General features: G+C 42.2%; 12 protein-coding genes. 9 read left to right on the top strand and 3 right to left on the bottom strand.

What is annotated here, in order from left to right; all coding sequences use genetic code 11:
• Window positions 1-489, top strand: a 489-nt coding sequence (locus tag VB118_12530) for a hypothetical protein (GenBank protein ID MEA4833427.1), incomplete at its 5' end; no start/stop codon positions are given.
• Between the two features lie 136 nt (window positions 490-625).
• Window positions 626-1,252: a hypothetical protein gene (locus VB118_12525; protein MEA4833426.1), complete on the top strand. Its 627-nt coding sequence runs from the start codon at window positions 626-628 to the stop codon at window positions 1,250-1,252.
• A gap of 178 nt (window positions 1,253-1,430) precedes the next feature.
• On the opposite strand, the gene cysK is transcribed toward VB118_12525, so the two are convergent.
• From cysK to VB118_12510, 3 genes are all read right to left on the bottom strand, one after another.
• Complete coding sequence (gene cysK / locus VB118_12520; GenBank protein MEA4833425.1) at window positions 1,431-2,360, bottom strand: cysteine synthase A; 930 nt, start codon at window positions 2,358-2,360, stop codon at window positions 1,431-1,433.
• 80 nt (window positions 2,361-2,440) lie between these two features.
• Window positions 2,441-3,424, bottom strand: coding sequence for a helix-turn-helix transcriptional regulator (locus tag VB118_12515; protein MEA4833424.1), 984 nt, complete (start codon window positions 3,422-3,424; stop codon window positions 2,441-2,443).
• Window positions 3,425-3,544: 120 nt separating this feature from the next.
• Window positions 3,545-4,912, bottom strand: a complete 1,368-nt coding sequence (locus tag VB118_12510; GenBank protein ID MEA4833423.1) for a citrate/2-methylcitrate synthase — start codon at window positions 4,910-4,912, stop codon at window positions 3,545-3,547.
• A 409-nt stretch (window positions 4,913-5,321) separates the two neighbouring features.
• Here VB118_12510 and VB118_12505 point away from each other — a divergent pair, with 409 nt between their 5' ends.
• The 7 genes from VB118_12505 to VB118_12475 all read left to right on the top strand — a co-directional run bounded on the left by VB118_12505 (window position 5,322) and on the right by VB118_12475 (window position 11,254).
• The gene (locus VB118_12505; GenBank protein ID MEA4833422.1) at window positions 5,322-6,143 is read left to right on the top strand and encodes a sugar phosphate isomerase/epimerase family protein; all 822 of its coding nucleotides are present in this window, start codon (window positions 5,322-5,324) and stop codon (window positions 6,141-6,143) included.
• 104 nt (window positions 6,144-6,247) lie between these two features.
• A complete protein-coding gene (locus tag VB118_12500) occupies window positions 6,248-7,111 on the top strand; it encodes a sugar phosphate isomerase/epimerase (protein ID MEA4833421.1) in 864 nt (287 codons plus the stop codon).
• 777 nt (window positions 7,112-7,888) lie between these two features.
• Window positions 7,889-8,557, top strand: coding sequence for a 16S rRNA (guanine(966)-N(2))-methyltransferase RsmD (gene rsmD / locus VB118_12495; GenBank protein ID MEA4833420.1), 669 nt, complete (start codon window positions 7,889-7,891; stop codon window positions 8,555-8,557).
• A gap of 42 nt (window positions 8,558-8,599) precedes the next feature.
• A complete protein-coding gene (gene coaD / locus VB118_12490) occupies window positions 8,600-9,076 on the top strand; it encodes a pantetheine-phosphate adenylyltransferase (GenBank protein MEA4833419.1) in 477 nt (158 codons plus the stop codon).
• Window positions 9,077-9,209: 133 nt separating this feature from the next.
• Window positions 9,210-9,629 carry a division/cell wall cluster transcriptional repressor MraZ gene (gene mraZ / locus VB118_12485; GenBank protein MEA4833418.1) on the top strand — a complete coding sequence of 140 codons (420 nt, stop codon included), beginning with the start codon at window positions 9,210-9,212 and terminating at the stop codon, window positions 9,627-9,629.
• On the top strand, window positions 9,629-10,564 hold the full coding sequence (rsmH, locus tag VB118_12480; protein MEA4833417.1) for a 16S rRNA (cytosine(1402)-N(4))-methyltransferase RsmH: 936 nt from the start codon (window positions 9,629-9,631) through the stop codon (window positions 10,562-10,564). The genes mraZ and rsmH overlap by 1 nt, the downstream gene beginning before the upstream one ends.
• 15 nt (window positions 10,565-10,579) lie before the next feature.
• Entirely contained in the window at window positions 10,580-11,254 is a 675-nt protein-coding gene (locus tag VB118_12475; protein MEA4833416.1) for a hypothetical protein, read from the top strand.
• Window positions 11,255-11,295: the final 41 nt, after the last annotated feature.

Raw genomic sequence — 11,295 nt, 5'->3', positions numbered from 1 at the left:
TTTGTTGAACATTTCAATATATCGAGGGATGTTTATGAAGACTTATATTACAATAGGGGATATTATTACAGCAATTTGCCTCCTCCGGAAATTCTATACTGTGGGAATGCCAAAACAGTAGATGATTATTTTAGAAATTGGGAAGAATGGGAAGAAGCATATGAATTAAGATATTTTGACCGTGAATTTAAAACTGATATAAAATTCTATTTACGGAAATCAAAAATCTCAGTACAAAAAAAAGCCTATGATTTGTTTGCGCACAAGACTTCAACATCATTCAGCATTCCGGAAATAATATATGCCGGACAGCTGACAAAAGATGAAGTAACAACAATTTATAACAAATTAATAAAGCGCGAAATGTATTCATATAAATGCATTCGCAAGTATAATTTCGACGCAATATTCGAAAAAGAAGAATATTTCCGCAATTCGATAGAATCAAAATCTCCTTTGGAAGTTGATACTATGTTATATCTTGACTAAATCATTATAAAAAGCATCGACGCGTCCATCCGCCCTAGACGGGTAATTCTCTTTCCCAGTAAAAAGCCATATCCCCGGAACAGGCCTCGCCTGTTCCGGGGGGACGGTATCAGTTTTATACAAATTGGAGGGCTTTATGAATACGAAAAGAAACAAATCCCGAATATCAAAAAAAGCAATATTTATATCGGTACTCGCTTTAATAATCCTCACATCTGTTCTGATTATTGCGGCTAAATCAGCGGATGTAATCGATTTTCTGCAAATCGGTAAAAATGATAAAAAAGCGTTTGAAAACAAAAACGTCGTGGCAGAAGTAAACGACGTAAAGATACATGAATATGAAATAAGCATGTATTTTTCTTTAAATGAAGAAGAACAAAAGAAAGCGATAGACCGAGCCGCCGCCTTGTATCTAATTTATGATTACGCTTTAAAAAAAGGTTTTACAGTTTCCGACATGGAAGTTCAAAGCCAACTCAAGCTTGAAGAAGAATGGATACAGGAAGCGACAAACAAAGAAATCTTTTATGATTATATTGCCGGGCTTGACATGACCGCATCAGAATATCTGCAATCCCAGTACAATGTCAGAAGAAACGAAATGATGGCTCAAAAGCTGTATGAGAGTATAAAAGCTGAAATTTCAAAAGCTTCACCGGATATTTCCGCTGATGACCTAAAGAAATCCACAGATGACAGGCTCTCACAGCTAAAATCGCAATTAATGAAAAATGCCGTAATCAAGTATTATAACAATTAAACATTATATTCGTACGTAAAAAAGCCGCGGGAATTCCGCGGCTTTTCTGCAGATATAATATTGTGTTTCTTAACAAAGGCTTTTCAAAAATGTCACGCATTCATTTTAAGTAACTTCTAATAACTGAAAATAATTATTAAATGCGATGTTGTGAAAATTCCCGTTTTTTGAGGTTGCCTTAATCAATCAGATCAGTTGATAGGTACCTGTCTCCGGCATCGGGAAGGATCACAGCTATGGTCTTCCCTGAAGAAGTCGGTCTCCCGGCAACGGAAATTGCCGCGGAAAGAGCCGCGCCGGATGAAATACCGACGAAAATGCCCTCTGTCTTGGCGAGCATCCTCACGGCGTCATAAGCTGCTTCATTCGTTACCTTTATCACCTCATCAAGAACTGACATATCGAGGATATCCGGTATAAAGCCCGCGCCGATTCCCTGCAGCTTATGAGGACCGGGCTTTCCGCCGGAGATAACCGGCGAGGAGGCGGGCTCTGCCGCAATTATTTTTATATCAGAATTTTTTTCCTTAAGAAAACGCCCTGTTCCCGTAACGGTTCCGCCAGTGCCCGCGCCGGCGACAAGTATATCTATGTTTCCGCCGGTCTGAGTCCAAAGCTCGGGACCGGTGGTTCTGTAATGCGCCTCCGGATTGTCGGGATTCGTGAATTGACCGGGGATGAACGATCCGGAAATTTCAGAAGACAAACGCTGCGCCTCTTGTATGGCGCCCTTCATGCCAAGTGAAGCATCCGTGAGGACAAGCTCCGCACCGTATGCCTTGAGGAGCTTTCGGCGTTCTATGCTCATACTAGACGGCATTGTAATTATTATGCGGTATCCTTTATACGCGGCAACGGCAGCCAAACCGATCCCGGTATTGCCGCTTGTCGGCTCAATTATCACCGCCCCCGGCTTAAGCAAGCCTTTGCGCTCCGCGTTCTCTATCATGTAAAGTGCAACTCTGTCTTTGATGCTGCCGGCGGGATTAAAATATTCGAGCTTGGCAATCAGGCGTGCGGAAAGACCGTACAGCTCCGATACTCGTGAAAACTCAATAGCCGGAGTGTTCCCGACAAGCTCGCCAAAATTTTTGTAAATACCGTTCATTTTTGATTAATTCGCCTCGATGATTTTATATTTAATCTTTTTGCTTTCTTCTTTTTTACTTTGTCCGTTTTGTTGGGTTTTTATTTTTGTTCGCTTCGTTTGAAATATTTTGCAGGCGTACAGCCGGTATAATTGCGGAAAGCATGATAAAAGCCGTTCATTGAATCATAGCCCGCCGCCTCGGCCAGCGCCTCAAGTGAGCTGCCTGTTTCGTGATACATTTTGATGATGTTTTGAATACGTGTTTCGACGAGGCATTCCTTGAAGGTCATACCGTATTCTTTTTTTATTATGCGGCTGATCTGACGTGGGCTGATATGAAGAATCTCGGAAAGCTTTTCGAGAGTCAGGTCGTTCATATAGAAATTTGAAATGATATAATTTATTTTGTGTATATGTGAAAGCTTGAAATTGCCGCCTTCCACTACGGTTTTGACTGCTTCCTTACTGCCTCCGTCAAAGGTGTCATACAGCTCAAACATTATGTCGGAAAGGATGGCGCGTAGCTTCTGAGTTTTCAGCTTGCTTCCTTTGTTCAGACATTCCTTGAGACGAACCATGTATTCGCAGAAATCATGGCGGTTTTCTTTGACTCGGATTTCCGAACCGCAGAAAACCCGGCGAAAATCGTTGTATATATTGCTGCCGGACGAATCGATTTCATAGGAAAACGAAAAGCCCAGATTATACACGCTGTCTTTTATACCTTCGTCAATTGAAATTATATCTTCAATATAATGATAGACACCAGGGGGAATGATACAAAGATCATTCTGGTTTAAAATAATCGTAGAATCTCTCAACTGAAGACGGACAGAGTCTTTGTTCACAACAAACATTTCGTAATACGGGTGAATATGCAGGATATATTTTCGCGTATCATTGTTTTCAAGCTTAAGGGTTCTGAACAGTTGATCCTTCATTTCCCAGAATTCCTTATTATAAGCCAGATCAAGTAAACGTATATCCGTGATGAACGTAAATTTGGTATCATCAACGGTCACCTCAAGGTCGCCAAAGGAGGAAAACAACACTGAAAAATTTACGTTCATATCTTCAATCAAGATTAACACCGCCGTTCATATAATTCTTATATTAAAATGGTAGCGCATAAAATACAATTATAATTATATCGCAAATAAGACGTATTTTCAACTAAAAATGCGAAAACACCGGGATTATGTTTATATTCTTTTTGAAACAGGGACATACTCCTTCGGTTCTGATAAGCTTTTATATGCCGGACGTATGATCTTTCCGCCGCCGATCAGCTCTTCAAGCCTATGCGCGCTCCATCCCGCGATACGCGCGGAGGCAAACAGAGGAGTATACAGCTCGGGAGGAATTCCCAGCATATCATAGACAAATCCGCTGTAAAAATCGACATTGGCGCTGACGCCTTTGTAGATTTTCTTCTTTTCGGCAATTAGTGAGGTGGCGAGCCTGTCGATCGTGTTCAATAATCTGTATTCGTCCGATCTTCCTTTTTCAGAAGCAATTTTTTCCGCAAAAGACATCAGTATCTTGGCGCGCGGATCGGACAGCGAATAAACCGCGTGACCCATTCCGTATATAAGTCCGCTTTTATCAAAGGCTCTTTTTTCAAGAATATCGTTCAGATATGCCTTGATCTCATCTTCGTCATCCAAATCGCTTATTTTATTTCTCAAATCTCGGAACATAGCCGAAACCTTAATGTTTGCTCCGCCGTGACGCGGCCCTTTGAGTGAACAAAGAGCGGCGGATATCGCCGAATATGTATCTGTTCCGGACGACGTGACCACATGGGTTGTGAATGTCGAGTTGTTGCCGCCTCCGTGCTCAGCATGAAGGATCAAGGAGATATCAAGCACCCGCGCCTCAAGTGCGGTAAATTTGCAGTCGGGACGCAGGAGAGCAAGAATATTTCCGGCGGTGGAAAGGGCGGGATCCGGCATATGAATATAAAGGCTTGCTTTATTATGATAATGGTTAAAAGCCTGATAGCTGTATACCGAAAGAAGCGGTATTACAGAAATAAGCTGCAGACATTGGCGAAGTACATTCGGGATCGAGATATCATCTGCATAACGGTCATAGGAATACAGCGTAAGCACACTGCGTGTAAGCCCGTTCATAATATCTGACGGCGGAGCCTTCATAACCACATCGCGGACAAATTTATCCGGAAGACAGCGGTAATCGCTTAAAAGATTTGAAAAGGATGAGAGCTTTTCGCGATTCGGAAGATAACCGAACAGCAGAAGAAAGCATGTCTCCTCAAAGCCCATTCTGTCATCGTATATGCAGCCGTCGACAAGATCCTCAATCCGGATGCCGCGGTAATACAATTCCCCTTCGCATGGAATTAATTGGCCGTTTACTAATTTTTTCGTCCTTATGTCGGAGATATTCGTAAGTCCGGTAAGTACTCCGTCTCCGTTGAGCTCGCGAAGCCCTCTTTTTACACCGTACCGAGTATACAGCTCGGGATCAATAGCTGATCCGGCGACGCATTCTTCGGCCATAGCGGCAAGCTGCAGATTGTTTTCGGTTAAGTCTTTGTATGGCATATGAACCTCCTTTTTATTTTTATTTTGCTATACCAAAATACCGCGGCCGTTATGTAACGATTACCGCAGTATAAGTATATTATACACATGATTGCGTTTTATGTCAACATACTATCATTGCATATTATAAAAATTGAATGACTTCAGTTGACGAAAACTTGTTTATGATGTTATACTGTTCAAAGAAAAACGTCTTCTTTTTGAACAGGTTTTGGTTCATATACATAAGTCCGTTTTCCTTCTTGATTTTACCCCTCTCTGTGTAATAATAGTTACAGGAGTTGATTTTTTCACCATATGAACCAAGCGAAGCCTTAGCTTCAGTTATTGGTATATACCATGCTGTTAATGGATTCTGAAATATTTTCAGGGAATAATTTAACCGTCATTATCGGAGGAATGTACTTCTATGAAAATCGGAGTATTAGTTTTATTTCATCGTCATACGGATATTAACGCCGAATTTATAAAAATCAGAGCAATGGACATGAACTGTTGTCAGTTGTGCTGCTGGGAGCCGGATCTGTATACAGCGGAAAACGCAAAACAGATTATTGACGCCGCCGCGGAAACCGGTGTTGAGATTACCGCCCTGTGGGCAGGCTGGACAGGCCCTAAGGAATGGAATTTTTATGGCGGCCCGGTCACTCTAGGGCTTGTTCCATCTGCTTATCGCTCCCAGCGGGTAAAAGAACTTCTTGCCGCAAGTGATTTTGCGCGAATGATAGACATTACTGACATTATTACTCATGTCGGTTTTCTGCCGGAAAACCCATGTGACCCTGATTTTCAAGGGGCAGTCACCGCACTCAGGCTGCTTGCAAACGAGTTGAAGGATAAAGGACAATATTTCTTATTTGAAACCGGTCAGGAAACACCGATAACCATGCTGCGTACCATTGAAGAAATCGGTACAATGAATCTTGGTATAAATTTTGACACCGCCAATCTGCTGCTGTATGGGAAAGCAAATCCTGCAGATGCATTAGACATTTTCGGAAAATATGTACGTAATACACATTTCAAAGACGGAGAATATCCAGTATGCGGCCGTGTTTTGGGTAAGGAAAAACCACTCGGTCAAGGTCGCGCTGATATACCGCTTATTATTCGGAAGCTCAGGATACTCGGTTATACCGGGCCGCTCATTATCGAGCGGGAAATAAGCGGATCGGAGCAGGATAACGATATTGTCATGGCGCGGGATCTGCTGCGTTCGCTTTTAGCATAAAATATATAATCGTTTGATGCCTTTTATACGGGTTCATGACAGCCTTCATTAAAATAAAATTAGCCAACAGGAGAGCCGCCCCGTATGGGCGGCAATATCAATAAATGAAACTTGGAATTTTTGGCCTTCCCGACCCTAAAATGACTTTTACCGAAGAAATCGATTATGCAAAAGCCTCCGGGCTGTCTGCTATCGAGCCTTTCCCTGTACAGGAATTTGCAACACCTGATGTTGTTGCAGCAAAAAGGCTGAAGGAATATGCAGAAAAGCAGGGCATAGACATTTGTTGCTTTTCATATGCAGTTTCTGTTGTCGGTGAAGATTGCAGAACACAGATTGAGAACCTGAAACGCTATGCCGACGTTGCGGCAGCGCTTGGTTCACCGTATTTGCACCATACAATTTATCCGGTACTTTCTCATGATTTTAAAAAAATGCCTTTTAAGCAGCTGCTGAAACGGGCAGTCGATTCCATACGTGAGGTTTATGATTATGCAGAACAAACCGGAGTGAAATGCATTTACGAAGATCAAGGCTATATTTTCAACGGCTGTGAGCGTTTTGATGCTTTATTAAATGAAGTTAATCGAGATATCGGCTTGGTGGCTGATCTTGGCAATATCTTATTTGTCGGGGAGACACCGGAAGAATTCGTCGGACATTTTGCACCCTATATATCACATGTGCATGTAAAGGATTACCTTTTCAAATCAGGAAACGGACTATATCCGGGCGAGGAATGGTATAATACCCGCAACGGCGATTATCTCCGCGGCACAGTCGTCGGTCATGGAACCGTTGATTTTGAGAAGATTCTTAAAATACTGCTGTCTACTGGATATGAGGGGTATTATTCAATGGAATATGACGGCCTCGAGGATGCAATGCAGGCCTCAAAAATCGGTCAGCGGAATATTAAACGATATTATGAAGCGGCAAAAGCACATAAAGAGAGTTTTTGCAAATAAATAATGTCTACTGAAGTTTTGGCAGTTGAAAAACCAGCCAAAACCTGCAGTATCCATTTATTGCTGCCTGTGCAATCATTGTTTTCATCATTTCTTTATTGATGTATGTGTTTTATGATTATCCAGCAGACATTAATTAAGTCAGCAATAAATATGTTTATGGATCACCTGAGCTGTATCGTGATAACCGTTTCTCGTTCTTTTATAAGTATATTCACTGTTTGTTATAAAAAACGTCCTCTGATTGCTTTCATAACTTTCATTATCTACTATTTAAGCTTCGTATATCAGCATCGCAGCAATGCGATCCGGACATCCTTCAAAAAGGACGAATTGGACACAAGACAAAATATGTTATGGAAGTTTTAAATATTGGAAAATAAAACCGTTTTCTGCTCGTCTGTCAAAGACAAGTTACCGGTGACGAATGTTTCGATATTTCAATGGTCGCCGAAAAGATAACGGCAGACAAATTCCTTCCGGAAGACTTGAAGCCCGAAGAATTTACCGAAGACAAAATAGAAATTTGTTTGAAATGTAAATATCACCCTCAATAAAAACGTCGACCATACGGTCGTCGTTTTTATTATACTCTTTTGTTCTTGTTGCCCTTTTCGGCGGCATCTTTTTCATACACTTAAAAAACCGGAACCGTCCTGTGTATTATTCTTCCTGAATAAAGAGTCATTACCTTTTTTTATAATGATCATCGTATTAAAATTTACAATTATTTTAAAAATACCATAGTTTTTTTTACGCATATATGGTATACTTAAAATGAATAACTATACAATATTTAGAGCACTGACCCTTGCTGCATACAAAGCATTGAATTTTGTTATGTGGCGGGGAGCTATGCCGAAGAAACGGAAATATAAAATGAGAATAATAACCGGAACAGCAAGAGGAGCCCGCCTTTTTTCACCGGAAGGCGAAACCACTCGTCCGACAACAGAAATGGCAAAGGAAGGTATTTTCAGCTCAATACAATTTGATCTGGTGAATACCGATGTGCTGGATCTTTTTGCCGGGAGCGGTCAATTAGGGCTCGAAGCGCTAAGCCGCGGGGCAAAATCAGCCGTACTGACTGACTCCGATGCCGACGCGTTTGAAATCATAAAGAAAAACGCGCAGAAAACCGGGCTTTATCAGAAATGCCGCGTACTCAGAATGGAATACGGTGAATATATAAAAGCCGCTTCACGTGCGGGAGACAAGTTTGATTTTATTTTCATCGACCCGCCATACGAAAGCAGAATCGCCGAAGAAGCAGCAAAGAGATGCATAAAAAGCGGTCTTGTCAAGCACGGCGGTAAAATATTCTGCGAGAGCGACAGACCGGAATTCGATTCGGCTTCGTTCGGCGAGGAAGCCGCCTCCTTTGTCGAGGAGACGAAAATATATAAATACGGCAAAACCTACTTTCATGTTCTCAGATTAAAATAAAGCGGTTTACTGTAGCTTATTTCTTATTTTAGGAGCAAAAATATGAATGCGGTCTTACCCGGCAGCTTTGATCCGATCACTGCCGGTCATTATGATATTGCGACAAGAGCCGCAAGGCATTTTGACTCTGTCACGGTGCTTGTCGTCAATAACACGGGAAAAAAATATATGTTCCCTTTCGAAGCGCGTGTGAATGCGGCAAAAGCGGCCTTTGAAGGCTGTCGAGGGATAAACGTAGCGTCAAGCGAGGGAATGCTCTGCGATTTTATAATCAAGAATAAAATAGGATGTATTATAAAGGGCGTTCGGAATCCGCTTGATTTCGATTATGAAAATCAATTATACCAGATAAACAATAAGCTTTGCGGAGTCGATACCGTTCTGTATCCCGCCGCTCCGGAATTGAGTTATATATCTTCAACTTTTGTTCGTGACATTATAAAATACGGAAAGGATTTTTCACCGTATGTCCCTGTAAACACAATAGAATTTTTTAAAAATATTTTAAGAAAATCCTGAAATACTATTGAAATTCTCCGAAAATGTCTGTATAATGAAATCGTGGTGGTGAATTGTGGTGGAAAGTGGTGAAGCCGGAACCAAATTCTCCTCATAAAAAAATCGGCGGCAGCTTTTCGGGGAGGATCGGACTGTGCTCATAGGCGAATACCGTTATTCGGTCGATGTAAAGGGACGTCTGTTCATACCCGCAAAATTAAGAGAAGAAATGGGCAATGAGCTCATTTTGTCAAAATCTGTCGATAAGTGCATAAATGTTTATTCCAGACAGCAATGGGAATCATACTGCTCCAAAATTAAGCAGCTTCCTGAAATTAAGGCTCGCGAAGTCAAACGCTTTCTTTTTTCAACAGCGCAAGAATGCGAAGCCGATTCACAGGGCAGAGCTGCGATTTCCGCAGGACTGCGGGAATATGCGGGACTTGTTAAAGACGTAGTTATTATAGGCGTAGATGACAGACTTGAAATTTGGGACGCGGCTAAATATGACGCGCTAAACGCGGGCTATAATAACGCCGAGCTTGTTGGCATTCTTACGGAATGCGGCTTCTGATGAACGAATTCTATCATTATTCTGTCCTTCTTAAGGAATCTATTACTCTGCTGAATATAAAGCCCGACGGAGTTTATGTCGATCTTACTCTCGGCGGAGGCGGTCATTCTTTGGAAATACTCAAGCATATCGGGTCCGGCCGCTTAATCGCCTTTGACCGCGACAGCGATGCGATCGCCGCTTCAAAAAAGCGGCTCACCGGATATGAGGATAAGATCACATATATAAACGATAATTTTATAAACTTTGCCTCAACTCTCGATTATCTCGGGATAAAAGGCGTCGACGGCGTAATTGCCGATCTTGGCGTAAGCTCGTTTCAACTCGACACGCCATCAAGAGGCTTCTCATATCATGCGGAGGCACCGCTTGATATGCGGATGTCCAAAACCGATCCATTGACGGCAAGAGATGTGGTCAATAATTATCCAGCCGATAAATTAAAGCACATAATATACGAATACGGCGAAGAAAACGCCGCAGACAGGATAACCCGCGCGATAATAAATGCCCGCGGTGTTTCTCCGATAGAGACGACAACGCAACTGGCGGAGATAATTAAATCCGCCTTTCCTCCGAAAGCGCGTTTTGAAGGAAAACATCCCGCGCGCAGAACATTTCAGGCAATAAGAATTGAAGTAAACAACGAACTTGAAATAATTCCTCAGACGCTGAATTCGGTAATTGAAAAGCTGAACAGCGGCGGGGTAGTCGCAGTTATTTCATTCCATTCGCTCGAAGACAGAGCGGTAAAAGAGACATTCAAACGGTTTTCCAACGGATGCACTTGTCCGCGTGAATTCCCCGTTTGTGTATGCGGTTTTAAACCGAGTATTGAAATCCTGACCAAAAAGCCGATTACCGCCGACAGCTGTGAGCTTGATGAAAATCTGCGATCGCGAAGCGCGAAGCTGAGAGCGGCAAAAAAACTTTGAAAGGAGCGGCCGGATTTGAACCAAGCATCATCAACATATTACAACGAAGACGGATTTGATATTCTCGCGACGCCGAAGCAAGCTCGTCGATCTGAATATGCGTCCGTCCGGTCATCCCGTACAGTTAAGCCAGAACGGCTACGTACAAACCCGGGACATGCCGCAAGAAATATCGATAAGCTTAATGATAAATATATAACGGCGCCTTCAAAAGTCTCTCGGCAAAGAGTAAAGGCCAGGGATACAGGCATAGAAATTGTTCATGCTCGCACGAAAGCAGTCGGAGAGACAAGAATTCAAAAAACAAAGGTTATTCCTTCAAAGCGCCCATTTCCGATCGCAATGATTGTTTTTTCAATGATGATTACCGCCGTATTTATGTATATGCTTTCTTTGTATGTCAGTATTGACGACTGCAATCAGAAAATAGCTGATCTACAAAGCTCAATAACCGATAAACAGGAAGAAGCAAAGCAACTGCAACTGCAGCTTGATTCTAAATTCAATCTTTCCGAGGTGAGTAAAATCGCACAGGAAGAATACGGCATGGTAAGCGCAGACCAGCTTCCCAAGAGATATGTAACACTTACGGGCGACGATGTAATTGAAGTCGTAGAGGTTCAAAAATCAGGCGGTTTCGGCGTTCTCCTCTCGGCGTTCGGAAAGCTTATAAGCGAATCAGTGGAATAATATCCGGCTTTTTCTCATATGCTTTTTTAACCGGCAATGCC

It is taken from the genome of Oscillospiraceae bacterium (assembly GCA_034925865.1).
In the GTDB taxonomy this organism is placed as follows: Bacteria; Bacillota; Clostridia; order Oscillospirales; family SIG627; genus SIG704.
Note: the sequence above shows the minus strand (reverse complement) of the source record. Positions and strands in the feature narration are given on the sequence as shown.

Excerpts from the sequence above, each read along its gene's own strand:
- VB118_12525 (MEA4833426.1), top strand. The coding sequence starts at position 626 with ATGAATACGAAAAGAAACAAATCCCGAATATCAAAAAAAGCAATATTT.
- cysK (MEA4833425.1), bottom strand. The coding sequence starts at position 2,360 with ATGAACGGTATTTACAAAAATTTTGGCGAGCTTGTCGGGAACACTCCG.
- VB118_12510 (MEA4833423.1), bottom strand. The coding sequence starts at position 4,912 with ATGCCATACAAAGACTTAACCGAAAACAATCTGCAGCTTGCCGCTATG.
- VB118_12505 (MEA4833422.1), top strand. The coding sequence starts at position 5,322 with ATGAAAATCGGAGTATTAGTTTTATTTCATCGTCATACGGATATTAAC.
- VB118_12500 (MEA4833421.1), top strand. The coding sequence starts at position 6,248 with ATGAAACTTGGAATTTTTGGCCTTCCCGACCCTAAAATGACTTTTACC.
- rsmD (MEA4833420.1), top strand. The coding sequence starts at position 7,889 with ATGAATAACTATACAATATTTAGAGCACTGACCCTTGCTGCATACAAA.
- coaD (MEA4833419.1), top strand. The coding sequence starts at position 8,600 with ATGAATGCGGTCTTACCCGGCAGCTTTGATCCGATCACTGCCGGTCAT.
- rsmH (MEA4833417.1), top strand. The coding sequence starts at position 9,629 with ATGAACGAATTCTATCATTATTCTGTCCTTCTTAAGGAATCTATTACT.